This is a genomic window from Streptomyces sp. NPDC054796, assembly GCF_053611545.1.
Genome location: NZ_JBSHAO010000035.1, coordinates 1 through 23,097, shown reverse-complemented (window position 1 = coordinate 23,097; position 23,097 = coordinate 1). Strand labels below are relative to the sequence as shown.

At 71.6% G+C, this 23,097-nt stretch carries 21 protein-coding genes and 2 tRNA genes; 6 read left to right on the top strand and 17 right to left on the bottom strand.

The annotated features are described in order from the left end of the window. Nucleotides 1-203: 203 nt before the first annotated feature. Both leuS and ACWGJ2_RS26080 read right to left on the bottom strand, forming a co-directional pair. Nucleotides 204-3,098 carry a leucine--tRNA ligase gene (gene leuS, locus ACWGJ2_RS26085; protein ID WP_453348660.1) on the bottom strand — a complete coding sequence of 965 codons (2,895 nt, stop codon included), beginning with the start codon at nt 3,096-3,098 and terminating at the stop codon, nt 204-206. 607 nt (nt 3,099-3,705) lie between these two features. Then, nucleotides 3,706-3,778 (bottom strand) — tRNA-Ala (locus ACWGJ2_RS26080). A gap of 313 nt (nt 3,779-4,091) precedes the next feature. Here ACWGJ2_RS26080 and ACWGJ2_RS26075 point away from each other — a divergent pair. Next, on the top strand, nt 4,092-5,525 hold the full coding sequence (locus ACWGJ2_RS26075) for a glycosyltransferase 87 family protein (RefSeq protein WP_453348710.1): 1,434 nt from the start codon (nt 4,092-4,094) through the stop codon (nt 5,523-5,525). Here ACWGJ2_RS26075 and ACWGJ2_RS26070 read toward each other — a convergent pair. From ACWGJ2_RS26070 to ACWGJ2_RS26060, 3 genes are all read right to left on the bottom strand, one after another. Then, complete coding sequence (locus tag ACWGJ2_RS26070; protein ID WP_453348659.1) at nt 5,504-5,737, bottom strand: hypothetical protein; 234 nt, start codon at nt 5,735-5,737, stop codon at nt 5,504-5,506. The two genes, ACWGJ2_RS26075 and ACWGJ2_RS26070, sit on opposite strands and share 22 nt — an antisense overlap. A gap of 6 nt (nt 5,738-5,743) precedes the next feature. Beyond that, the gene (locus ACWGJ2_RS26065) at nt 5,744-5,932 is read right to left on the bottom strand and encodes a hypothetical protein (protein WP_453348658.1); all 189 of its coding nucleotides are present in this window, start codon (nt 5,930-5,932) and stop codon (nt 5,744-5,746) included. Between the two features lie 65 nt (nt 5,933-5,997). Continuing rightward, complete coding sequence (locus ACWGJ2_RS26060) at nt 5,998-7,500, bottom strand: MFS transporter (RefSeq protein ID WP_453348657.1); 1,503 nt, start codon at nt 7,498-7,500, stop codon at nt 5,998-6,000. Nucleotides 7,501-7,608: 108 nt separating this feature from the next. Here ACWGJ2_RS26060 and ACWGJ2_RS26055 point away from each other — a divergent pair, with 108 nt between their 5' ends. Together ACWGJ2_RS26055 and ACWGJ2_RS26050 are read left to right on the top strand one after the other, a co-directional pair. Beyond that, nucleotides 7,609-8,541 carry a helix-turn-helix transcriptional regulator gene (locus tag ACWGJ2_RS26055; RefSeq protein WP_453348656.1) on the top strand — a complete coding sequence of 311 codons (933 nt, stop codon included), beginning with the start codon at nt 7,609-7,611 and terminating at the stop codon, nt 8,539-8,541. Between the two features lie 230 nt (nt 8,542-8,771). Beyond that, nucleotides 8,772-9,548, top strand: a complete 777-nt coding sequence (locus ACWGJ2_RS26050) for an SDR family oxidoreductase (RefSeq protein ID WP_453348655.1) — start codon at nt 8,772-8,774, stop codon at nt 9,546-9,548. A gap of 20 nt (nt 9,549-9,568) precedes the next feature. Here the strand turns inward: ACWGJ2_RS26050 and ACWGJ2_RS26045 are convergent, their stop codons facing one another. Next, the gene (locus ACWGJ2_RS26045; RefSeq protein ID WP_453348654.1) at nt 9,569-10,504 is read right to left on the bottom strand and encodes a LysR family transcriptional regulator; all 936 of its coding nucleotides are present in this window, start codon (nt 10,502-10,504) and stop codon (nt 9,569-9,571) included. A 523-nt stretch (nt 10,505-11,027) separates the two neighbouring features. Here ACWGJ2_RS26045 and ACWGJ2_RS26040 point away from each other — a divergent pair. Beyond that, entirely contained in the window at nt 11,028-11,543 is a 516-nt protein-coding gene (locus ACWGJ2_RS26040; protein WP_453348653.1) for an SAM-dependent methyltransferase, read from the top strand. A 66-nt stretch (nt 11,544-11,609) separates the two neighbouring features. On the opposite strand, the gene ACWGJ2_RS26035 is transcribed toward ACWGJ2_RS26040, so the two are convergent. Further along, nucleotides 11,610-12,404: an MBL fold metallo-hydrolase gene (locus ACWGJ2_RS26035; RefSeq protein WP_453348652.1), complete on the bottom strand. Its 795-nt coding sequence runs from the start codon at nt 12,402-12,404 to the stop codon at nt 11,610-11,612. Nucleotides 12,405-12,486: 82 nt separating this feature from the next. On the opposite strand from ACWGJ2_RS26035, the gene ACWGJ2_RS26030 reads away from it, so the two are divergent. Continuing rightward, nucleotides 12,487-13,089 (top strand): CGNR zinc finger domain-containing protein, encoded by a 603-nt coding sequence (locus ACWGJ2_RS26030; RefSeq protein ID WP_453348651.1) that lies wholly within the window; start codon nt 12,487-12,489, stop codon nt 13,087-13,089. Nucleotides 13,090-13,308: 219 nt separating this feature from the next. Here the strand turns inward: ACWGJ2_RS26030 and ACWGJ2_RS26025 are convergent. From ACWGJ2_RS26025 to ACWGJ2_RS25995, 7 genes are all read right to left on the bottom strand, one after another. Beyond that, nucleotides 13,309-13,381: transfer RNA gene (locus tag ACWGJ2_RS26025), tRNA-Ala, on the bottom strand. Between the two features lie 89 nt (nt 13,382-13,470). Beyond that, a complete protein-coding gene (locus ACWGJ2_RS26020) occupies nt 13,471-14,136 on the bottom strand; it encodes a histidine phosphatase family protein (RefSeq protein ID WP_453348650.1) in 666 nt (221 codons plus the stop codon). Beyond that, entirely contained in the window at nt 14,133-14,603 is a 471-nt protein-coding gene (gene rsfS / locus ACWGJ2_RS26015; RefSeq protein WP_453348649.1) for a ribosome silencing factor, read from the bottom strand. Before rsfS ends, ACWGJ2_RS26020 begins: the two co-directional genes overlap by 4 nt. Nucleotides 14,604-14,695: 92 nt before the next feature. Beyond that, entirely contained in the window at nt 14,696-16,552 is a 1,857-nt protein-coding gene (locus ACWGJ2_RS26010; RefSeq protein WP_453348648.1) for an LCP family protein, read from the bottom strand. Next, nucleotides 16,549-17,175 carry a nicotinate-nucleotide adenylyltransferase gene (gene nadD, locus ACWGJ2_RS26005; protein WP_453348647.1) on the bottom strand — a complete coding sequence of 209 codons (627 nt, stop codon included), beginning with the start codon at nt 17,173-17,175 and terminating at the stop codon, nt 16,549-16,551. The genes ACWGJ2_RS26010 and nadD overlap by 4 nt, the downstream gene beginning before the upstream one ends. Before the next feature lie 50 nt (nt 17,176-17,225). Beyond that, nucleotides 17,226-17,399, bottom strand: a complete 174-nt coding sequence (locus tag ACWGJ2_RS26000) for a hypothetical protein (protein WP_453348646.1) — start codon at nt 17,397-17,399, stop codon at nt 17,226-17,228. Between the two features lie 178 nt (nt 17,400-17,577). Then, a complete protein-coding gene (locus tag ACWGJ2_RS25995; RefSeq protein WP_453348645.1) occupies nt 17,578-18,000 on the bottom strand; it encodes an effector-associated constant component EACC1 in 423 nt (140 codons plus the stop codon). A gap of 248 nt (nt 18,001-18,248) precedes the next feature. Between ACWGJ2_RS25995 and ACWGJ2_RS25990 the strand changes: the two genes are divergently transcribed. Next, complete coding sequence (locus tag ACWGJ2_RS25990; protein WP_453348644.1) at nt 18,249-19,364, top strand: M48 family metallopeptidase; 1,116 nt, start codon at nt 18,249-18,251, stop codon at nt 19,362-19,364. A 46-nt stretch (nt 19,365-19,410) separates the two neighbouring features. Here the strand turns inward: ACWGJ2_RS25990 and ACWGJ2_RS25985 are convergent, their stop codons facing one another. From ACWGJ2_RS25985 to ACWGJ2_RS25975, 3 genes are all read right to left on the bottom strand, one after another. After that, nucleotides 19,411-20,550 (bottom strand): SCO2583 family membrane protein, encoded by a 1,140-nt coding sequence (locus tag ACWGJ2_RS25985; protein ID WP_453348643.1) that lies wholly within the window; start codon nt 20,548-20,550, stop codon nt 19,411-19,413. 133 nt (nt 20,551-20,683) lie between these two features. Next, on the bottom strand, nt 20,684-21,580 hold the full coding sequence (locus ACWGJ2_RS25980; protein ID WP_453348642.1) for an SCO2584 family spore wall biosynthesis protein: 897 nt from the start codon (nt 21,578-21,580) through the stop codon (nt 20,684-20,686). Nucleotides 21,581-21,630: 50 nt separating this feature from the next. Then, nucleotides 21,631-22,893: a glutamate-5-semialdehyde dehydrogenase gene (locus tag ACWGJ2_RS25975; RefSeq protein ID WP_453348641.1), complete on the bottom strand. Its 1,263-nt coding sequence runs from the start codon at nt 22,891-22,893 to the stop codon at nt 21,631-21,633. Nucleotides 22,894-23,097: the final 204 nt, after the last annotated feature.

Below are 23,097 nucleotides of genomic sequence, written 5' to 3'. Positions count from 1 at the left end.
CTCCTCCCGCTGTTTCGCCTCGGCGGGGGCGGGTTGTTGTTGTCGTGCGGCGGGGTGGTCGGGGGCTTCCCGGGGCCCTGTGTGGCGGGGGGGGGGGGGGGGGTGTCCCCCACCCCCCCCCGCCCCCACCCCTCAAGCCCCCCGTAAGGGAAAATCCGCCCGCTCCTACACCCGTATGACACTCGCGCCGGTACGCGGTTCGCTCACGCCGGTACGACGTTCACCAGCTTCGGCGCGCGGACGATCACCTTGCGGATGTCGGCGCCGCCCAGCGCGCTGACGATCGCGGGCTCGGCCAGCGCCTGGGCCTCCAGATCGGCGTCGGAGATCGAGGGCGAGACCTCCAGGCGGGCCTTGACCTTGCCCTTGACCTGGACGACGCAGGTCACGGTCTCGTCCACCACGTACGCCGGGTCGGCGACCGGGAAATCGTGGTGCACCAGGCTCTCCTCATGGCCCAGCTTCCGCCACAGCTCCTCGGCGACGTGCGGCGCCAGCGGAGCGATCAGCAGCAGCAGCGGCTCGATCACCGAGCGGGGCACGCCGTCCAGCTTCGTGACGTGGTTGTTCAGCTCCGTGATCTTGGCGATGGCGGTGTTGAAGCGCAGGCCGGCCATGTCCTGGGTGACGCCGTCGATCGCCTTGTGGAGCGCGCGCAGCGTGTCCTCGTCGGGCGCGTCGTCGACGACGGTGACCTCACCGCTCGCCTCGTCCACGACGTTGCGCCACAGCCGCTGCAACAGCCGGTACTGGCCGACGACCGCGCGTGTGTCCCAGGGACGCGAGACGTCCAGCGGGCCCATGGCCATCTCGTACAGGCGCAGTGTGTCCGCGCCGTACTCGGCGCAGATCTCGTCCGGCGTGACGGCGTTCTTCAGGGACTTGCCCATCTTGCCCAGCAGCCGGGTGACCTTCTCGCCCTGGTAGTAGTACGTGCCGTCCCGCTCTTCCACCTCGACGGCCGGTACGGCGATGCCGCGCGCGTCACGGTAGACGTACGCCTGGATCATGCCCTGGTTGTACAGCTTGTGGAACGGCTCCTTCGAGGAGACGTGGCCCAGGTCGTGCAGCACCTTCGACCAGAAGCGCGCGTACAGCAGGTGCAGCACGGCGTGCTCGGCGCCGCCCACGTACAGGTCGACGCCGCCGTGCGGCTGGCCCTCGCGCGGACCCATCCAGTAGCGCTCGACCTCGGGATCGACCAGCTTCTCGCTGTTGTGCGGGTCCAGGTAGCGCAGCTCGTACCAGCACGAACCCGCCCAGTTGGGCATCGTGTTGGTCTCACGGCGGAAGCGCCGGGGGCCCTTGCCGTCGCCCAGGTCCAGGGTGACGTTGACCCACTCCTCGTTGCGCGACAGCGGGGTCTCGGGCTGGGTGTCGGCGTCGTCCGGGTCGAAGGTGCGCGGGGAGTAGTCCTCGACCTCGGGCAGCTCCAGGGGCAGCATCGACTCGGGCAGCGCGTGCGCCACGCCGTTCTCGTCGTAGACGATCGGGAAGGGCTCGCCCCAGTAGCGCTGGCGGCTGAACAGCCAGTCGCGCAGCCGGTAGTTGACGGTGCCCTCGCCGATGCCGCGCTCCTCCAGCCAGGCCGTCGTGCGGGCCTTGGCCTCGGTCACGTCCAGGCCGTCCAGCGCGACGCCGCCCTGCCCTTCGGGCGAGGTGGAGTTGACGATCTTCGCGTCGTACGAGACGAACGCGTCGTCCCACGTCGACGGGTCCGTACCGCGCCCGTCCGAGGGCTCGACGACACAGCGCATCGGCAGCTCGAAGGCGCGCGCGAAGGCGAAGTCCCGGTGGTCGTGCGCCGGGACGGCCATGATCGCGCCGGTGCCGTAGCCCATCAGCACGTAGTCGGCGATGAAGACGGGGGCACGCTCGCCGCTGACCGGGTTTGTCGCGTAGACGCCGGTGAAGACGCCGGTCTTCTCCTTGGCGTCGGCCTGGCGCTCGACATCCGACTTGGCGGCGGCCTGCGCGCGGTAGGCGGCGACGGCCTCGGCGGGCGTCGCGTAGCCGCCGGTCCACACCTCGTGCGTGCCCTCGGGCCACGCGTCGGGCACGACCCCGTCGACCAGCGGGTGCTCGGGGGCCAGCACCATGTAGGTGGCGCCGAACAGGGTGTCCTGGCGGGTGGTGAAGACCTCGATCTTCTTCTCGCCATCGCCGCTCAGGGGGAAGTCGATGCGGGCACCCTCGCTGCGCCCGATCCAGTTGCGCTGTTGCAGCTTGATGGCCTCGGGCCAGTCCAGCGCGTCCAGGTCGTCCAGCAGCCGGTCGGCGTAGGCGGTGATGCGCATGTTCCACTGGCGCAGCTTGGCCTTGAAGACGGGGAAGTTGCCGCGCTCGGAACGGCCGTCGGCGGTGACCTCCTCGTTGGCCAGCACGGTGCCCAGGCCGGGGCTCCAGTTGACGGGCGCGTCGGACGCGTAGGCCAGGCGGTACTCGCCCAGGACCTCGGCGCGGCCGGCCTCGTCCAGCTCGCTCCAGGGGCCGAAGCCTTCCGGCGTCTCCCGCTCGCCCGCCTCGAACTGCTCGACCAGGGCCGCGATGGGACGCGCCTTGTCCGCCTCGCGGTCGTACCAGGAGTTGAAGATCTGGACGAAGATCCACTGCGTCCACTTGTAGTAGGACGGGTCGATCGTCGCGAAGGAGCGGCGCTGGTCGTGGCCCAGACCCAGGCGGCGGAGCTGGGCCTTCATCTGGACGATGTTGGCCTCGGTCGACGTCCTGGGGTGCGTGCCGGTCTGTACGGCGTACTGCTCGGCGGGCAGGCCGAAGGCGTCGAAGCCCAGGGTGTGCAGGACGTTGTGCCCGGTCATGCGCTGGAAGCGCGCGAAGACGTCGGTGGCGATGTAGCCCAGCGGGTGACCGACGTGCAGGCCCGCGCCCGACGGATACGGGAACATGTCCATGATGAACTTCTTGGGCTTGGCGGCCTCCTCGGGCTCGCCTCCCAGGTCGCCGTTGCCCGGGTTCGGCGCCTCGTAGGTGCCGCGCTTCTCCCAGAAGTCCTGCCAGCGTGCCTCGATGTCGGCGGCCAGGGCCGCCGTGTAGCGATGGGGGGCCGCGGTCTCCGCGGCGGTCGTCGTCTCGCTCATCGTCCTTAAAGCTCCATCGGTCGTCTCTGCCAGGCGGAAATGAAAAATCCCCTCGCACAGGAGGGGACGCCGCGCCGATTCCGGCCCGTCAGCCGAGACGATCTTGTCGATCGCTTCGACCGAAGAGGCTGGGACTGATCAGCGCGGCCCGCTAAGCAGAAGGCGTACGGCACGCATGCGGTCAGGGTACCGCAACCCCACCAAGCCCCTACACGTAGTCCCGCACACCAATACGCCCCCACACACCAACGTGACCCCCCTCACGCCCCGAGCACAGCGAGGCGCACCACGGACCACAGCGGCCCACAAGAACGCCCCCGACCCGTGAAGTGACACCGAGCACCACAAGGCACCACGGACAGCCCCCCAGGAGCCGCAAGCGTGGCGAACCGAGCGTCAGCGAGGGGGCCCACACCCCGCACGTCCCGCACAAGGGGCGTGGCGACCCGAGCGTCAGCGAGGAAGCTCACGCCCCCACGCGAACCCCCACCGGCCCCAGGGGGGTGCGGGTGGCGAAGCCCCCGCCACGCGAGGCGAAGCCGAGCACAACACGAAGCAGGCGACGCCGTCCGCGCTTCCCGCGGACACACGTCGCCTGTCGACTGCGTGGAGCTAAGGAGATTCGAACTCCTGACCCCTTGCATGCCATGCAAGTGCTCTACCAACTGAGCTATAGCCCCATGTTCTGGTCCGCCGGGGTTTTCCCCTCGGCGGCGTCGCCAACCTTACACGGCCCCTGCCCGCATCCGCCAAATCGGTTTCCGGATCCGGCCGTCTCCCGGCCCCTCCCCTTCCGCTCTTCCGCACTCTCCGCCACCCTCCACGTCTGACCACCGGCACATCGGGGCACCCCGTCCAGCGCACCGCGCCCAGCACCGCGCCCAGCACCCCGCCCAGCACTCCGGCCGACGCCCCGGCCCGCCCACCCCGACCGGTACTGTCGACGCCCTGTGCCTGTCGCCGCCGACCTTGGAGCCGCACGTCGTGAGCACGCTGCCGCAGACCGCCGACACCGGGTCGGTGGCGGTCGTCAAGACCTACCTGTTGCGGCGTCCGCTGCTCCTCGCGGCGACGCTCTGCCTGGCGTCCTTCACTTCCTTCTGGCTGGCCCAGAGCGCGGCGGACGTCTCGATGATCGACCTCATGGTCTACCGGGCCGAGGGCTGGACCGTGCGCAACGGCCAGGACCTCTACGCGATGCGCGCGACCCACGCCGAGCTGCCGACGACCTACCCGCCCTTCGCGGCGCTGCTCTTCATGCCGCTCACCCTCCTCGGCGTCGCCGACATGCGCGTCCTGGCCACGGCGGGGAACCTCGCGCTGCTGGTGGCGCTCGTGCACCTGTCCCTGCGGCTGATCGGCCGGCCGCTGTACGTACCGCGGCCCGCGGCAACGCTCCTGCTCGCGTCGTTCGCCGTCTGGTGCGAGCCGGTGTGGACGACGCTGCGCTACGGGCAGATCAACCTGCTCCTCGCCGTACTGGTGCTGTGGGACCTCTCGCGCCGTACCGATCACAGGTGGGCCGGTGTGGGCATCGGCGTCGCGGCGGGGATCAAGCTCACGCCCGCGCTGTTCGCGGTGTTCCTGGCGCTGTGCGGGCTCGCGGAGGGGTGGCGGCGGGTGCGGCAGACGGGCGGCCTGGGCGGCTTGTGGAACCCCAGGCTCCGGCAGGCGGCGGTGGCCACCGGCGCTTTCCTGGGCACCGCGCTGGCGGGTGCCGTGCTGCTGCCCGCCGACTCGCGACGGTTCTGGACGGACGCGGTCTTCCAGTCGGACCGTGTGGGGCACGCGGTGATCACGGACAACCAGTCGCTGCGCGGCGTGCTGGCGAGGCTGCTGCACGCCGTCGATCCGGGGCTGCCCTGGCTGGCCGTCGCGGTCGCCGTCGGCGTGCTCGGGCTGGGCGCCGCCGTCGCCGCGGCGCTGGCGGGGCAGCGCAGGCTGCCGCACGCGCCCGCGTGGGCGGCGCTCGCGTGCGCCGTGACAGCGCTGCTGGTGAGCCCCGTCTCGTGGTCGCACCACTGGGTGTGGTGCGTGCCGCTCACGCTGCTGCTGGGTGCCGAGGCGGTACGGCGCGGCAAGGTGCGCTGGTGGGCGCTGACGGGGCTGGCGGCGCTGCTGTTCTGCTCGTACGCGCTGTGGTGGGTGCCGCACAGCCCGGGCGCCGATGTGCCGCCCGAACTGCGCCAGAGCGCTGCCCAGATGCTGCTGTCGGCGGTCTATCCGGCGGCGGGGCTGGGCTTCTTGGCGCTGACGGCGGCCGTCGCGCTACGGGCGCTGCGCAAGCCCGCGCCGTACGAACCTGGCGAGGGGCCGGGCCGGTCGCCGGCCAGTGGACGGAACAGTCAGACCGTGCCCGGACAGGGCGTGCCGGGGCAGAGCGCGCCGGGACGGACCGTGCCGGATCAGGCCGTGGCGAAGGAGTAGAAGCGCTTCAGCGTGCAGTGCTCGTCGAGCAGGCGCCCGTAGATGGGTTCGCCGTCCAGCTCGCGGTACGTCTCGATCGGGTCGCCCTTTATGATCAGCGCCCTGGCGCACTCCTCACACCAGTACTGGAACGCGGGGTTGACCGGCTCCATGTCGCGGACGATGGGCGTACCGCTCCCGCACCAGTCGCATTTCCGGCTGTGCGCACCCATCAGTCATCAGCTCCAGCTGTGGCCGCAGGCCGTGCACACGTAGGAAACTCCTCCATTGTCGCCGAGCACCTGGGCGACGTTCGCTGATCCGCAGGTCGGGCACTGGAGGGTCCGGGTCGCACCGGGGAAGGCCGGTGAGCGTGTACGCAGGTGTGAAGTCCGCTTGTCGTCCTCAACGAGGACACTCGCCGACATCGCACACGTCCCTCCCCTCGGGCTGCCCCCTTCCAGCCGTCACGATTCTGCCACGTTCTTCCACATCACAGGAGTCCCGGTCGACGATCTCGGCCGAGTACGCCCGCGAATGCCCCGGCCACGGCCGTGACCGCCAGTACGAGTGCGGTCGTCCACAGGGCGGAAGCCGAAGAACCCTCGGCCTCCAGCCTGTCCAGAAACAGCGTGCCGAAAGTGGCGACCCCGGTGAGCATGCCGAGCTGGCTCGTCGTGGTCAGCAGCCCGCTGGCCTCGGCGGCGTCCGGTTTGCGTACGGACGCGAGGCCGCCGGTCAGGGCCGGGTTGTAGCCGAAGCCGAGGCCCGCGCCGAGCGCCACGAAGGCCACGAGGAGCCAGGGGCCGCCGTCGCCCCCGCCCCGTAGCAGCGCCCCGATGGCCACGAACGCGGCCCCGGCGAACAGCAGTCCGCCCGGCACAACCGCACGCAGAGCGCGCGCGGGGAGCCGCTGCCAGGTGAGCCCGACGGCCCCGAAAGCGAGCGCCGTCGGTACGAAAACCAGTCCCGTGCGCAGCGCGCTGTAGCCGAGCCCGGCCTGGAGGTGCAGAGAGAGGGCGAAAAGGAAGCCCGAGTTCAGCGCCATCACCAGCCCGACGCACAGCACCGCCAGTGGCATACGGGGAGCGCGCAGCACCCTCGGGGAGATCAGCGGGGCGCCACCGCGCCGGGCGAGGCGCCTCTCGTGGAGGGCGAAGACGCCGAGCAGCACGGCGCTGAGGGCGAGCGAGACGAAGCACCACAGGGGCCAGCCGTGCTCCTGGCCGAGGACGAGCGGAACGGTGAAGAGGCAGACGGCGGCGGCGAGCAGCAGCAGTCCCGCGAGGTCGAGACCGCGGGCCCGTCCGGCGTCGCGAGCCTGCCCGGTGCCGCGGGCCCGTCCGGCGTCACGGGCCGCGTGCTCCTCGCGCGGCAGCACGCGCGCGCCCAGCGCGAGCAGCGCCACGCCGATCGGCACGTTGACGAGGAAGGCGGGCCGCCAGCCCGTGCCGAACAGGTCGGCGGAGACCAGCACTCCGCCCAGGATCTGCCCCGAAGCGGCGCCGACGGCGAGCACACCCGAGAAGGCGCCCAGCGCCCGCGCACGCGCGGGGCCCGTGAAGGTGCGCTGGATGAGGCTCAGCACCTGCGGCATCATCACGGCGGAAGCCGCGCCCTGGAGCAACCGGAAGATGGTCAACTGGCCCGCGTCAGCGGCGAGTCCGCAGGCGAGCGACGTGGCGGCGAAGAGCGCGAGACCGATCAGGAAGACGCGGCCGTGACCGAATCCGGCGCCCAGCCTGGCCCCGGTGATCAGCAGAACGGCATAGCTGATGGTGTATCCGGTCACGATCAACTGGAGCCCGGCGCCCGTGGTGTGCAGCTCGGCGCGGAGGGTGGGCGCGGCGACGTTGACGATGAAGACGTCGAGCAGCGCCATGAACTGCCCGGTGAGCAAGGTGATCAGGATCCAGCGGGGCCGGTTGTCAGTGCCGTCGCTTTTACTTGTCTGTGCCGGGCGCGTGGCGTGCGGCGTCGAAGCGGTCTGGGTCATGGCCGTCAGCCTGGGGCCGGGGCGGTACGGGTGGTGAGTGCCCCTCGGTGCTGGTAGTGACAGCACCTGGCACGGCGGGGGCACAAAGCGGAGCATGGGGGTGTGGGCGTGGGAACCGAAGCGGGAACCGAATCACCGAGGGCCACGGGACAGCCGGGCCGCCGCCCCCAACTGGCGGCCTTCCTCCGCAGCCGCCGCGCCCGCGTCACCCCGGGCGACGTGGGCATGCCGCCGGGGCTGCGCCGCCGCACTCCGGGCCTGCGCCGCGAGGAGGTCGCGCAGCTGTCCGGCGTCGGCGTCACCTGGTACACGTGGCTGGAGCAGGGCCGTCCCATCAACGCCAGCGCCCAGGTCCTGGACGCGGTCGCGCGCACCCTCCGCCTGGAACAGGCCGAGCGCGAGCATCTCTACCAACTGGCGGGGGTGCCCTTTCTTCCCGCTCCCGGCTCCGGCGCCGGCTCCGGCTCCGGCTCCGTGCCCTCGGCGGACGGGACGGACCCGGAGATCCAGGGGATCATCGACGCCCTGGACCCGCTCCCCGCCGTGATCTACAACGCGCGCTGCGACGTGTTGGCCACCAACCCCGCCTACGAGGACCTGTTCGGCGAACATGTCACGCGCGACGGCCGTCGCAACGCGCTGTGGTCGCTCTTCACCGCGCCCGCCGACCGCGGCCCCCTGGTCTTCCGCGAGTCGGAGCTGCCGGTGATGGTGGCCACGCTGCGTGGTGCGTACGGGCGGCATGTGGGAGAGCCCGCGTGGGAGTCGTTCGTACGAGAACTGTCGGAGGCGAGCCCGGAGTTCGCACGGCTGTGGCGGAGCGGGGACGTGGCCCCGCCGGGGCCGAGGGTGAAGACGTTCCGCCATCGCGCCGTCGGCGAGATTCGGATGACCTCGGTCTCCCTGTCCGTCCACGGCATGCCGGAGGCCCGGATCGTGGTCTACACCCCGGCCGACGCGGAGAGCCGCACCCGCACGGCCACCCTCCGCTCCCACCGCCCCCAGCGCCTCCCCCACTCCCCGTCCCACGAACGGATATGACGGCTCGTGTGCGCGCACCACGGAGCGGGCGGACGGGCGGGGCCGGGGATGCCATAGGGGTTCCCTATACCCCCTACTGACATTTCGTCTTTGCCTCTCCTTCTTTTCCGTACGTACCGTGAAACAGCTCGACGAGACGCGCACCGCGAATTCCCCGAGGATTCGCGCGCCGCGCACATCATTTCTTCTTCCGTCGAGCGGATTCACATGCGAGCGAGAGGACCGGTGGAATGACCATTGTCGAGAACGGATCGGAAAAGCGGGAACTCGCGGGAAAGCGGGCCCTGGTCACGGGCGGTTCCCGCGGAATCGGAGCGGCCGTCGTGCGTCAGCTCCTGGACGCGGGCGCCGAGGTGCTCACGACCGCCAGGTCGGCGACGAGCACGGTGCCGGAGGGGGCCGCCTTCGTAGCGGCCGACGTGCGGACGCGCGCCGGAGCGGAGGCGCTCGCGTCGGCCGCGCGGAACATGCTCGGCGGGGTGGACGTCCTGGTCCACAACGCGGGCGGGGGACAGCCGTACAAGGACTCCGCTGCCATTCCCGACGAGGAGTGGCAGGACGCGCTGAACCTGAACTACCTGGCGTCGGTGCGGCTGGACTCGCTGCTGGCGCCGGGGATGCGGGAGCGGCGTTCGGGGAGGATCGTGCACATCTCCTCGGCCGCTGTCCTCACCCCCGTGGGGCCGTTCCTGCACTACACCACGGCGAAGGCGGCCCTGGAGAACTACAGCCGGGGGCTGGCCTCGGAGCTGGCCCCGTTCGGGATCCGGGTCAACACCGTGAGCCCCGGCAGGGTCGCCACCCCCGGCGGCGAGGCGACGCGGGAGGAGTGGGCGCGCCTGGCCCTGGCGCCGGGCCGGACCAACGCCGACGACACCACACCGCTGGGGCGCGACGGCCGGCCCGACGACATCGCCGACGCGGTGCTGTTCCTCGCCTCCGACCGGGCGAGCTGGCTGACCGGGAGCAATCTCATCGTGGACGGCGGTGAATTCCCCAGGGGCTGACGACGAAGGAATTCGGAACGTCAGGGAACCGGCTCGGAGGAGAAATCGGGGGAGGAAGTGGAAAGGGAAGCGGGGAAGGAGGCGGAATCGGACCAGGTCTCCTGACGCAGGAGTTCGAGCAGAGCCGTCTCCGCCGGGCCCGCGCCCTGCCGCAGCACAGCGATGACGGGCTGGGACACTGCCGGGGACACCGGGCGGACAAGGTGCTCGTGGCCGTGGGGCACGGCGGAGGCCGGGACGAGCGTCACCCCGAGACCGTGGGCTGCCCAGCGCACGGCCGTCGGCGTCTGGGACACGCGGGCGGCCGTGGCCGGGGTCAGCCCGTTGTCCCGCAGCGCGCTCAGCAGCACACCGTCGAGCGCGCTGTCGCGGTCGAACCTCACCCACGGCTCCCCCGCCAGCTCGCGCAGCTCGACCTGGTCGGCGGCGAGCTGCCGGTGCCCGGCGCCCAGCACCACGACGAGTTCCTCGTCGCCGAGGTGATGCGCGTCGTCGGGGCTCCGCTCGCACGCCGCCATCAGGGCGAGGTCCAGCACGCCCCGGCGGCACAGCCGCTCCAGCTCGGCGGAGCTGGGCTCCTCGAAGACGGTGACCTCCAGCCGCGGGAAGCGGCGACGCAGCGCGCCCAGCGCACGCGGCAACTGCCGCGTGCCGAAGCCCATCTGCACCGCGACCACCAGCTCGCCGACCAGTTCCTCGGCACCGGCCCGCGCCGTCGCCCGCGCCCGCCGCGACGCGCTCACCGCGACCTCCGCCTCCCGCAGGAACGCGCGGCCGACCGCGGTGGGCACCAGTCCGGTCGGCGTGCGCGCGAACAGCTCCACGCCGAGCTCCCGCTCCAGGCCGCGGATCTGCTGGGACACCGACGGCTGAGCGACATGCAGCAGCTCCGCCGCCGCCGTCACCGAGCCCTCCTCGGCGACGGCCAGGGCGTACTCGTACTGGCGAAGGCTCATCGGCTCCCGTTCTCTCCCTGTGCTGGGCCTCCCAGGTGGACCGTGATCCGCCCGGTCGTCGGAGGCGGTAACCCGGTTCCGCCGACGGAGATTCCCGTGGAGGCGTCCGGAGCCGCACCACGGGGCTCGCCCTTTCACCGCGTTCACGCGTCCCGGCGGCGGCAACAGCTGGTCGGCCAGTCCCGTACTGGGTTTCCTGAAGGTTGCCCGGAGCCGGGCAGCCCGTGGCCCATAGCCCGTAGCCCGTAAGTGACCGGTAGCTCCAGGGCCCGCACACGTCAGGCCCCCGCACGCGCCCACCCGCAGAGAGGGGAAACCCCTGTCCCTCGCCCCCGGCGTACAGCTGCGAAAGCCTCTGGAACAGGCCGCGTTCGACTACTACGACAACAAACGCGACGACCCCATCAACCTCGGACTCGGTGAGACCGACGGCTTCTGCCATCACCACTTCGCCGTCGGCGACTTCGACCCCCAGATCCTCACCCTCACCGGCGACGAGCGCGAGCAGGCCGTCAACGCGGAAATGCACCGCATGGAAACCCAGCAGGTCACCACCCTGTCCGAGACCCTGACGCCGGTCCCGGCCCAGGCACGCGTCCTCGACGGCGGCTCGGGCCGCGGCGGCACGGCCATCCTGCTCCACAAGACGTTCGGCTGCCAGGTGGACGGAGTCAACATCTCCGCCTACCAGAACGAGTTCGCACGCCAGCAGGCCGAGCGCCACGGCTGCGCCGACGCGGTGCGCTTCCACGACCGCAACATGGCCGAAACGGGCTTCGAAACGGGATCCTTCGACTACGTGGTCACCAACGAGACCACCATGTACGTCGACCCGTACGAGACGTTCGCCGAGTTCGCCCGCCTCCTCAAGCCAGGCGGCCGTTACACCCTGCTGACCTGGTGCAACAACGACGCCCTCGATCCCTCACCACCCGAAGCGGCGGCGATCGACGCGCACTACCACTGCCGCACCCACCGCCGTACGACCCGTCTGCCCGCCGTCCCGAACGCGAAGATCCCGTCCAGCCGAGTCGACTGAACGGGATCGGGCGGGGCGGGAGCGGCGGCCGGCTGTGTCCGGCGTACGGGCCCGGCGTACGTGGGGTCAGCCGCGGACGCCGAAGTCGACGCGGTCGGCGAGACCGGCGGCGGCAAAGGCGGCGACGAGTTCATCGCCGCCCTCGGTGAAGTGGGCCCAGCTGTCGTAGTGGACGGGTACCACGCGGCCGGCGTCGAGGATCTTCGCGGCCTGGGCGGCCTGGGCGCTGTCCAGCACGATCAGCCCGCCGTCGAAGACCTCGGGAAAGCGGGGCGCTCCGGCGAAGAGCAGGGCCGTGTCCACCGGGGCGAAGCGCTCGGCGATCTCCTTGACCGCGTCGAGGGAGGCGTTGTCGCCGCTGACGTAGACGGTGGGCAGGCCCTCGCCGGTCAGCACGAATCCGACGACCTCGCCGCAGATCGGCTCGACCTCCTCGCGCTTGCCGGGGCCGTGGATGGCGGGCACGCCGGTCACGGTGACCGTGCCGGGCCCGCCGTCCCGGCGTTCGAGCTCGACCGACTGCCAGTCGGCGAGGCCGGTGGCCGTCTCCCCGAGACGCTCCCCGCCGCCGGGGGTGGTGAGCGTCAGGGGGATCTCGGCGAGCAGGGCCCGGCCGGAGGTGTCGAGGTTGTCGGCGTGCTCGTCGTGCGAGAGCAGGACCGCGTCGACACGGCCGAGATCGGCCGGGCTGCCGTCAGCCGCCGCCGTCTTGGTCAGCACGACGGCCGGTGCCGGGTGGTCGCCCGGGCCGTCGAAGGTCGGGTCGGTGAGAAAGCGCAGGCCGCCGTACTCGAAGAGGGCGGTCGGGCCGCCGAAGACGCGGACAGGGAACGGGGTGGTCTGCGAGGTCGGGGAAGACACGAGAAGAGTTCCTCACGGATAGAGTTCGTATTAACCGTGAGGCAACCGTAGGCATGCCTCACGGATGAACGCAACCCGTACCATGAGAAGCGTGGAAGAGTTCGTGACGGAAGAAGCCGCCCTCCCGCCGGCACCCGGCGAGGCGGAGCACCCCGCCCTGGCCCTGGCCAACAGCGCCGTCGCACTGCCCGGCGGGCACACGGCCGATCTCCTGGGCACCCCGGCGCGGGCCGAGCAGTGGCTGGCGCGGCACGACCTCGCCCCGGCAGACGCCGGCTTGGCGGAGGTATGCGCGACACAGCTCCGCTCGCTGCGCGAACAGGTCAGGTCGCTACTGGCCTCCCGTGTCGCCGGGCAGCCCGCCCTGCCCGCCGCCGTCACGGCGGTCAACGACGCGATGACCCGCGTCCCGACCGCGTCCCTGCTGCTGTGGGACGAGAAGACCGGCCCCTGCCGCACCACACCGCACCCCACCACCGCGATCGTCGAGCACGCCCTGGCGGTCATCGCCGCCGACGCCGCCGACCTGCTCACATCCCCCGACGCCGCCCGCCTGACCGCCTGCGCCTCCCCTCCCTGCAACCGCTTCCTGCTCAAGCACGGCCGCCGCCAGTGGTGCTCCACCCGCTGCGGCGACCGCGCCCGCGCCGCCCGCGCCTACGCCCGCCGCACCACGGCGGGGTGACGAGGCCGCGTCGCCGGTCCGACGGGACACGACAACGCCTCCTCGGCACAGCCAGGCCCGCGCAGCCCCCTGCGCATCTCCTGGCATGGGCACATCAATCGAAGCCCGAAACCCGCCGCTCGCTTCTGAGCCGGCCTCCGAAACACCCCGAGAACCACGAAGATCCCGTCCAGTCGGCTCGACTGAACGGGATCCCGGAAACAACCTCGGTATGAAAAGTGGAGCTAAGGAGAATCGAACTCCTGACCTCTTGCATGCCATGCAAGCGCTCTACCAACTGAGCTATAGCCCCGCATTCCCGGCGTTTCGCGCCGTGGAACGAGATGAATCTTAACCGGTGACCAGGCCGGATGGGAAATCCGGGCCGGGGTCACCGGCCGCTCAGTCGTCGTCGCCGAGGACGGGCTCGGGAAGGGTGCCCGCGTTGTGCTCCATCAGGCGCCAGCCCCGCGCACCCTCGCCCAGCACCGACCAGCAGCAGTTGGTGAGCCCGCCGAGCGCCTCCCAGGTGCCCGGCTCCAGGCCCAGCAGGCGGCCGATGGTGGTGCGGATGGTGCCGCCGTGGCTGGCCACGACCAGGGTGCCGCCCTCGGGCAGCTTGTCCGCGGCGCGCTCGACGACGGGCGCCGCGCGGTCGGCGACCTCCGTCTCCAGCTCGCCGCCGCCCCTGCGCACGGGCTCACCGCGCTTCCACGCCGCGTACTGATCGCCGAAGCGGGCGATGATCTCCTCGTGCGTGAGTCCCTGCCACGTGCCCGCGTAGGTCTCGCGCAGCGCCTCGTCGTGGGTGACGTCGAGACCGGTGAGGGCCGCCAGCTCCGCTGCGGTGGCGGCGGTGCGCTTCAGATCGGAGGCGATGATCGCGTCGGGGTTCATCGCCGCCAGCAGCCGTGCCGCGCGACGGGCCTGCCCGAGACCTTCCTCGGTCAGCTCGATGTCCGTCGAGCCCTGGAAGCGGCGCTCCAGGTTCCACGCCGTCTGGCCGTGCCGCCACAGGACGATCTTGCGGCCGCGGTTCACCGTCACCGGGCTGTCCAGCTCGCTCACCGGGCGTCCCCGGCGCCGCCACTCTCGGCGTCCGAGCCGTCCGCGCCGTCCACCGGGAGGCCGGAGTGCGCGGCGTGCTCGGCGCCCTTGCCACGGGTGGCCTTGGCGTCTTCGGGGAGCTCGATCTCGGGGCAGTCCTTCCACAGCCGCTCCAGGGCGTAGAAGACCCGCTCCTCGCTGTGCTGGACGTGGACGACGATGTCGACGAAGTCGAGCAGCACCCAGCGCCCGTCGCGCTCGCCCTCGCGGCGCACGGGCTTGGCGCCCAGCTCCTTGAGCAGGCGCTCCTCGATCTCGTCGACGATGCCCTTGACCTGCCGGTCGTTCGGCGCTGAGGCCAGCAGGAAGGCGTCGGTGAGGGCGAGGACGTCGCTCACGTCATAGGCGAGGACGTCGTGCGCGAGCTTGTCTGCCGCGGCCTGGGCGGCGGCGTTGATCAGCTCGATGGAACGGTCCGTAGCGGTCACAGGCAAGGCTTTCGGATCAGTGACAACGGCGGTCAGGTGTACGTATCAGAATCAAGGGTCTCACGCCTGACGCGACCGCCCTCACCGCTTCCTCACCCCTTGTAGTCCCGGCCCAGTACCACCGTCACATCCGCGTTCGCCGCGGCCTCGCCCTCGCGCACCGCTGAGCCCGGCAGGCCCAGGGTCTCGGCGACCTCCGTCGCCTTGGCCTTGTGTGCCGCGTCACCGTAGGTGACCAGCGAGCGGGACCTGGCGGCTCCGGCGGCGCCGCCGTCCACGACGGTGTAGCCGCTGTTGACCATGGCGGCCGAGGCCGCGTCGTCCTTGGTGGTGCTGCCGCTGGCGTTGGTGATCTTGACGCGGGGTGCCGCGTCCGGGTCCGAGTTCTTGACGGTGCCGCCCAGCACCCGCTTCACCAGGCCGTCGCTGGTCTGCGAGCTGAGGGTGCCGTTCGCCCTGGCGGGGAGCACCTCGGTCTCGTACGCGCCGTTCTTCGCCTGCTCGGCCAGCTTGGCCAGCGACGTGCCCAGCTCGCCCTCGGAGAGGGACGGGTCGGGGATCTGGCCCAGGGCCTCGACGGTCCGCGTCGCCGACTTCGGGTCGCTGGAGAGCTTGCGCAGTGTGGCCCGCATGACCTGGCCGAAGCGGCTGAGCTGCTTGGCCTCGGGCTCGCCGGGCGCGCGGTAGGTGGAGTAGGCGACGGCGGCGCGCCCGTCCAGGTCCTGGTTCTCGCCTCGCTCGACCAGCGGCTTGTCGCTCTTGCGCTTGCCGGGCACGGCGGCGTCCGTGGTGAGGGCGATGCCGCCGACCTGCTCGACCAGGTTCTCCAGATACGGGGTGTCCAGCCGCCAGGTGCCCTTGATGTCGGCGCCGAGCAGCGTGCCCAGCGCCTCGCGGGTCGGCGCCGCGCCCTCGTCCTCGACGGACTTGCCGAGGGTGGTCGTGGTGCCGTCCTCGGTGGAGACGGCGAGGGTGTTGGGGAGCAGCACGGTGGTGCCGCGCTTGGCGTCGGCGTTGTCGACGAGGAGGGCCGTCGAGCTGCCGCTGTCGTCCGTGGAGCGCAGGTGGACGGCGATGACGTCGCGCTGCTGGCCCGCCGAGGTGCCTCCGCCGCCGCTTTCACCGCCGAGCCCGGGGAGCTTGCCCGCGTACCAGAGGTACCCGGCGCCGCCCACGACCGCGAGCACCAGCACGACGATCAGGGCCGTGACGCGGTTGCGTCCGCGGCGCTTGGCCTCCTCGCGGCGCTCGGTGCGGCTCTCGCTGAACTTCAGCCAGTCGATGACGTCTTCGGACTCTTCGGCCTGCTCCTCAACGAAGGCGAACTGCTCCGTCCGGTACTCCGGCCCGTCGTCCCCGCCCGTGCCCCGGCCCTCGGTACGCGAGGGCTGCCCCTGTGCCTCCGGCGTCTGCGGCTGCTCGGCGTACGGGTCCTGGGGCTGGGGCTGTTCGTACGGCGCGTCGTAGGGGTCGCGCTGGCCCGGCAGCCGGGCGCCCGGTACGCCCTGCTGGGGGGCGCCGTAGGGGCCGGCCTGGTAGCCCTCGCCCTGATAGCCCTCGCCGGGGAACCGCTCCCGCTCCGGCGCGGGCGACTGCTGCGGCACCCAGTCCTGCTGCGGGTAGGTCTGCTGCTGCGCCTGCTGGGGCTGCTGCTGCCCGTACGGGTCGTACGCGTACCCCTGCTGGCCGTACGGGTCAGGCGCGTACGCGCCGCCCTGCTCGTAGGCCCCCTGCCCGGCCGCCCCGTAGTCACCGGCACCCGTGCCGCCTCCGTACGGTTCCTGCGGCTGGGGCTGCTGGGGCTGCTGGGGCTGCTGCGGCGCGTAGCCCGGATACCCGTTCTCCGGCTCCTGCCGGTAGATCGGCTGCCCGTACTCGTCGTACCCGAGGATCTGCGGCTGCTCAGGCTGCTGCCGGCCGTACGGGTCGTATCCGTAGCGCTCACTCACGCCTGCGGTCCCCCCTCGCGGTACAGCTCCCGCTTGCTGATGTAGCGGACGACGCCGTCCGGGACCAGGTACCAGACCGGATCGCCGCGTTCCACGCGTGCCCGGCAGTCGGTCGAGGAGATGGCCAGCGCGGGCACCTCGATCAGCGAGACGCCGCCGTCCGGCAGGCCCGGGTCCGTCAGCGGGTGGCCCGGCCTGGTGACGCCGATGAAGTGGGCGAGCGCGAACAGTTCCTCGGCGTCACGCCAGCCCAGGATCTGTTCCAGCGCGTCCGCGCCGGTGATGAAGAAGAGATCGGTCTCCGGGTTGTCGGCCCGCAGATCGCGCAGTGTGTCGATCGTGTACGTCTTGCCGCCGCGGTCGATGTCGATGCGGCTCACCGAGAACTGCGGGTTCGACGCCGTCGCGATGACCGTCATCAGATAGCGGTCCTCGGCGGGCGAGACCCGCTTGTGGCTCTTCTGCCACGGTTGCCCGGTCGGCACGAAGACCACCTCGTCGAGATGGAACTGCGCGGCCACCTCGCTCGCGGCGACCAGGTGACCGTGGTGGATGGGATCGAAGGTCCCACCCATGACACCGAGCCGACGCTTGCCGGTTCCGGGCACTATGTGCTCTCCCATGCGTGCCGACCTTACCGATCGCCGTGACGGCGCGCGGCCGGGGCCGCGGCTCAGCGGTCCCGGTTGAAGCGGGTGGTGATCCAGAGGAGCAGCATCAGGGCCACGAAGGCGCCGCCGCCGGTGAGGTAGGGGCTGAGGCTCTCGTGCTGGCCACCGTGCCCGCCGCCCTCCCCGCCGGAGGCGAGGGTGACGAGAGCGTCGTGCGCGTAGCTGGGAAGAGTCATCGTCGGCAGGACCTATCCACGTGGGTATCGGACAGTGAGCACAGTTGACCGTGCAGGCACATCGTAAGCGTGCGCACCGACACCGCTCACGCCGACTCAGCCATTGCCCTCCCACTCCCCGCCCCGCTCCCGGCTCACTTCCGGCCCGCTCCCGCCCCGCTCGCGGCTCACTCACGGTTCACTCTCGGCTCGCTCCCGGCCTCGTCAGCCGTTCGGCGATGAGTGCTTCGAGCCGTCCGGCCTCCTCCGGCGCCACGCCCTCCGCCCTCAGCTCGACGGATTCGTCACCCGCCGTGACCGTCACCGACTGGCTCCGGTCGGGCTGTGCGCGGAAGTGGCCGATGACGGCCCGTACGAGATAGGACGAGGCGGCGAGGGCGGCGCTCGGGGTGAGTTCGTCGTCGACGACGAACTCCACCAGCAGGTCGGACACGGGCCCCAGCGCGTCCGGCGCCCCCGGCCGCGGCACGGTGCGCACGCACTCCCAGGTCCCGCCCTGGTCGGCCAGCTCGGCGAGCCTGCGGCGCAGCACGTTCGTGGCGGAGTCGACCGCCTCCGGCGCGTTGCGTGAGTTGACGGCGAGTCTGACGTACGGCCTCACGGCTCCACCCCGCTGCTCCGCTGTCCCTGCCTGCCCTGCCCTGCCCCCGCCCCCCGTGGCGGCGTCCAGCATAGGGACGGCGCCCCTCGGCCACACCCCCGTCGCGGCGATCCGGTCCGGCGGTCCGGCCCGGCACCCCGTGCTCAAGTCCCGCCCCCCACCCGCCCCTTGCCCGCTCCGGAGCAACCAGCGGACCGAATCGAACGTCTACGCTGAGACCGAGCCGACACCGGCGATGAGGGGATGCCATGACCGACGACAGCAGCGGCACCGAGCGGCTGCCCGGCCGCGAGCGACGCCGTTTCCCCGGGATATCCTCCCGGGCGTACGAACATCCCGCCGACCGCTCCGCGCTCGTCGCGCTGCGCAAGCTGACCGGCTTTGACACCGTCTTCAAGGCGCTGAGCGGGCTGCTGCCCGAGCGCAGCCTGCGGCTGCTCTTCCTCTCCGACTCCGTACGGGTCAGCGACGAGCAGTTCGCGCACCTCAACGCCATGCTGCGGGACGCCTGCTACATCCTGGACCTGGAGAAGGTCCCGCCGATGTACGTGAACCAGGACCCCAAGCCCAACGCCATGTGCATCGGCCTCGACGAGCCGATCATCGTGCTCACGACGGGCCTGGTGGAGCTGCTGGACGAGGAGGAGATGCGCGCGGTCATCGGCCACGAGGTCGGGCACGCGCTCTCGGGCCACGCGGTCTACCGCACGATCCTGCTCTTCCTCACCAACCTCGCCCTCAAGGTCGCGTGGATCCCGCTCGGCAACGTCGCGATCATGGCGATCGTCACGGCGCTGCGCGAGTGGTTCCGCAAGTCCGAGCTGTCGGCGGACCGCGCCGGGCTGCTGGTGGGCCAGGATCTGCGGGCCTCGATGCGCGGGCTGATGAAGCTGGCGGGCGGCAACCACCTGCACGAGATGAACGTGGACTCGTTCCTCGCGCAGGCCGAGGAGTACGAGGCGGGCGGCGATCTGCGCGACTCCGTGCTCAAGATCCTGAACGTGCTGCCGCGCAGCCACCCCTTCACCACGGTGCGGGCCGCCGAGCTGAAGAAGTGGGCCGAGAGCCGCGACTACCAGCGGATCATGGACGGGCACTACGACAAGCGCGAGGACGACAAGGACACCTCCGTCACCGACTCCTTCCGCCAGTCCGCGAGCCACTACACGGAGTCCGTGAAGAACAGCAAGGACCCCCTCATGGGCCTCGTCCGCGACATCGCGGGCGGCGCGGGCGACCTGGGCGGCAGGCTCCGCGACACGTTCACCGGCGGCTCCCGCGGGGGCGGCGGAACCGGTGGCAGCGGCGGCGACGGTTCCGCGAACGGCTCGTCGAACGGCACCGACGAGCCGCCACGCCCGTAAGCCCGTAAGCCCGTAACGGCAGAACAGCGGGCCGACCCGCCCCGGGCTACTTGGTGGGGTTCGCCGGGCTCGGCTGAGCGCTCGTCGCCAGCACCCCGCACATCGACGCGGTCGACCGGCCCCGTGCGTAGGGGTCGGTCCCCGCGGGGCCGTCGTCCTTGGCCAGCTCGCCCGCCAGCAGCGGGCTCAGCGTGTCCGAGGGGTCGGCCGAGCAGGGCAGCGGCCCGGCCCGCATGGCCACCTGCTGGACGCTGAGCTGCTGGTCGCGCAGGTCCTCGCGGTCGAAGTGGAAGCGCACCTCACGCCGCACGGTGAACAGCGAGGCACCGTCCGACGCCTTGTCGCCCTTGCCCGCGTCCGCAGGGCGCAGTGCGTAGACGAAGGCGTGGTCGGCGGTGACCTCCAGCGCGTTGGGGCCCGACTCACGGATGGTGAGGGTGCCGTTCACCCGTACGTGTGGATCGGCGAGGGCGACCTTCGCCGGGTCGAAGCGGATCATCCAGCCGGTGGCCTCGTGCCGCCCGTCACTGCGCGGGCTCTCCAGGCTCTGGTCGAACTGCTCGTGCTGCCCGGGGTCGAGCATGATCCGCGTGGAGCGGACCGCGCCGCCGGTCAGCACGTCAGGGTTCAGCGAACTCTCGACCACGTACTCCTTGGCGAGCGTCAGCGCCGCGAGCACCTGGCTCTCCGAGAAGTGCGCGCTGCGCCGTACGGGTGGCAGGACCACCCCGTCGGCCCCCGTGCGGAACTGGGCCGCCGGGCTGTGCTCGTACAGGTCGGCGGGCTTGGCGCCCGGCACCTTCTCGCGCGGGGCCAGCGGCAGCAGCGTGATCCGCATCGGTTCGGTGGGGGGCGCGGCGGGCGTCTGGTACGGGTTCCTGATGCCCATGTAGATGGCCGTGCCGAAGGCCAGGACGATCAGCAGGACCAGCACGATGCCCTGCTTGGAGGCCCCGATGCCGGACTTCTCCGACGGCGGGGGCTCCGCCTCCCCCGCCGGGCGGCTGCGCACGGCGGCGTGCTCCTCGTCCTCCATGCGCTCCCGCGCGGAGAACTCCTGAAGGCGCGCAGCTTTGATGAAGGTCTCGTCAAAGACGACGGAACGGTACTCGTCGCGAAACTCGTCGTCGCCTCCCGGTACGCCGCCCTCGGGTGTGCCCTCGGGAGGATCTCCTCGCCCGGTCATAAGAACAGGGTAGGTCCGGCCGGGCGATCGTAAACGCCCCGGTGCGAGACAACTTCGTTGATTCTTCGACACTCGGACGTCCAGGTAAACGCCCTGCTCATGGCGCGGGCACGCCGGAGGGCGGGCCTGAACGTCAACGCGGTTCGGCCGAAGCCGCCGGGGCACCGGTGTCCGTACCGAGGTCCCCGTGCCCTTCGGTGCCCGGCTCCGTCTCTAACTCCGCCTTCGGGGCCACGCCGCCCTCGCCACTCCCGTCACCCTCGCCGCTCCCGTCACCGTCCGCGCCGGTCTCGGGGTCCTCGCCCGTGGAGGTGCCGACGCCGGTCGTCGCGGGCGGCGGGGCCGGGTCCTGACGCTGGTGGGCGTTGCCGCGGTAGACGGCGCTGAAGGCGAGGGCGACCATGCCTATCCCCATGATCACGGCGAGCACCCAGGCGACAGGGCGCTGCCAGCGCGCGTGCCCTCGGTACGGGCGCGGTGACCTGCCGGGCGCCCCGGCCGCCCCGTACGCGTAGCCGTAGTCGGAGCCGTGCTCGAAGGCCGGGTCAGGGTGGGGGCCGTAGTCGTGCGCGTACGGGGCGTAGCGCCCGGTGAAGCGGCCGTGGCGGCCGAACTGGCCGTAGTGCCCGTGGTGGCCGTACCGCCCCTCGGGGTCGTCGCCGTCGTCCTCCGGATCGTCGCCGAAATCGGCGTAGTCCGCGTACTCCGCGTAGTCCGAGCGGTCGAAGCGGCCCTCTTCGTCGTCGAGATCCTCTTCGTCCGGCTCTTCGTCGGCCTCGGCGCCGGGCTCGCGCTTCGCGCCGCGACGGCCATAGCCGTAGCCGTCCTCCAAGCCGCGCGGTGGCTCGTTCTCGGCGTGCGACTGCGCGGCCGCCAATATCCGTTCGGCCGCGGTGGGTTCGTGGACCTCGGCAGCCCGCACGAAGTCCTCGTCGAACACCACGGAGGCGAACTCCTCGTCCGCGTCCCCATGGTGGAACTCGGGCTCCTCACCGTCCTGGAACGGCTGGCCCCCCACGTCGTCCGGCACGCTGCCCAGCGTAGACCTATGCGGTCAATTTGGGCAGGGACAACCGGAATTCAGCCGCGGATGTGCCCGTCCCCCGTCACCACGTACTTGGTGGACGTCAGCTCGGGCAGCCCCATCGGGCCGCGCGCGTGCAGCTTCTGCGTCGAGATGCCGATCTCGGCGCCGAAGCCGAACTGGCTGCCGTCCGTGAACCGCGTCGACGCGTTCACCATCACGGCCGTCGAGTCCACGAGCGCGGTGAAGCGGCGGGCCGCGTCGGTGTCACGGGTGACGATCGCCTCCGTGTGGCCCGAGGTCCACTTCCTGATGTGCGCGACGGCGTCGTCCAGCGAGGGCACGACGGCCGCGGCGATGTCGTACGAGAGGTACTCCGTGCCCCAGTCCTCCTCAGTCGCGGGCACCACGTCCCCGCCGGCACGCTGCCACGCCTCGTCGCCGTGCACCGTCACCCCGGCCTTGGCCAGCGCCTCGACGGCGCGCGGCAGGAACGCCTCCGCGATGCCCTCGTGGACGAGCACCGTCTCGGCCGCGTTGCAGACGCTGGGGCGCTGGGCCTTGGAGTTGACGAGGATGTCGACGGCGGTGTCGAGATCGGCCAGCTCGTCGACGTACACGTGGCAGTTGCCGACGCCCGTCTCGATCACGGGGACCGTGGACTCCTCGACCACGGTCCTGATGAGGGACGCGCCACCGCGCGGGATCAGCACGTCGACGAGGCCGCGCGCCCGCATCAGCTCCTTGACGCTCTCGCGGCTCTCGCCCGGCACGAGCTGCACCGCGTCGGCGGGCAGCCCCACGCTCTCGACGGCGTCGCGCAGCACGCCGACCAGCGCCGTGTTGGAGGCGTACGCGGACGACGAGCCGCGCAGCAGCACCGCGTTGCCGGACTTGAGGCAGAGCGCCGCCGCGTCGACGGTGACGTTGGGGCGGGCCTCGTAGATGATGCCGACCACGCCGAGCGGGACGCGGATCTGGCGCAGGTCCAGTCCGTTGGGGAGCGTCGAACCGCGGACGACCTCGCCGACGGGATCGGGCAGCGCGACGACGTCGCGCACATCCGAGGCGATGGCCCCGATCCGCTCCGGGGTGAGCGTGAGGCGGTCCACGATGCCGTCCGCCGTGCCGGCGGCGCGGGCCTTGGCGACGTCCTTCGCGTTCGCGGCGACGATCTCTTCCGTGCGGGCGGTGAGCGCGTCCGCGACCGCGAGCAGGGCGGTGTCCCGTGCGGTACGGGGCAGCGGCGCGAGGCTCGCGGCGGCGGCCTTCGCGCGGTGGGCGGTCTCGATGACGGGCGAGTTCTGCGAAGCGCTCATGTTTCGCAGCTTAGCGATCCGCCCCCGCCCCTCGCCGCCCCGTCCCGCTCCCCGGACCGGACCCGCGCCGGGGCCCCGCACCACGCGCAACGGCGCAAAAATCGGAACCCCCCGTTATGTTTTTCGTGGTCCTGTAAGAGGGCCGCTGGCCTCCGGGCCCGGCATGACTTTTGCCCCCTGTCGCACGGATGACCTGGGGGGTGG

Excerpts from the sequence above, each read along its gene's own strand:
- ACWGJ2_RS26000 (WP_453348646.1), bottom strand. The coding sequence starts at position 17,399 with ATGACTCTTCCCAGCTACGCGCACGACGCTCTCGTCACCCTCGCCTCC.
- leuS (WP_453348660.1), bottom strand. The coding sequence starts at position 3,098 with ATGAGCGAGACGACGACCGCCGCGGAGACCGCGGCCCCCCATCGCTAC.
- ACWGJ2_RS25975 (WP_453348641.1), bottom strand. The coding sequence starts at position 22,893 with ATGAGCGCTTCGCAGAACTCGCCCGTCATCGAGACCGCCCACCGCGCG.
- ACWGJ2_RS26050 (WP_453348655.1), top strand. The coding sequence starts at position 8,772 with ATGACCATTGTCGAGAACGGATCGGAAAAGCGGGAACTCGCGGGAAAG.
- ACWGJ2_RS26030 (WP_453348651.1), top strand. The coding sequence starts at position 12,487 with ATGAGAAGCGTGGAAGAGTTCGTGACGGAAGAAGCCGCCCTCCCGCCG.
- ACWGJ2_RS26060 (WP_453348657.1), bottom strand. The coding sequence starts at position 7,500 with ATGACCCAGACCGCTTCGACGCCGCACGCCACGCGCCCGGCACAGACA.
- ACWGJ2_RS26040 (WP_453348653.1), top strand. The coding sequence starts at position 11,028 with ATGCACCGCATGGAAACCCAGCAGGTCACCACCCTGTCCGAGACCCTG.
- ACWGJ2_RS26070 (WP_453348659.1), bottom strand. The coding sequence starts at position 5,737 with ATGGGTGCGCACAGCCGGAAATGCGACTGGTGCGGGAGCGGTACGCCC.
- ACWGJ2_RS26045 (WP_453348654.1), bottom strand. The coding sequence starts at position 10,504 with ATGAGCCTTCGCCAGTACGAGTACGCCCTGGCCGTCGCCGAGGAGGGC.
- nadD (WP_453348647.1), bottom strand. The coding sequence starts at position 17,175 with ATGGGAGAGCACATAGTGCCCGGAACCGGCAAGCGTCGGCTCGGTGTC.
- ACWGJ2_RS26065 (WP_453348658.1), bottom strand. The coding sequence starts at position 5,932 with ATGTCGGCGAGTGTCCTCGTTGAGGACGACAAGCGGACTTCACACCTG.
- ACWGJ2_RS25985 (WP_453348643.1), bottom strand. The coding sequence starts at position 20,550 with ATGACCGGGCGAGGAGATCCTCCCGAGGGCACACCCGAGGGCGGCGTA.
- ACWGJ2_RS25990 (WP_453348644.1), top strand. The coding sequence starts at position 18,249 with ATGACCGACGACAGCAGCGGCACCGAGCGGCTGCCCGGCCGCGAGCGA.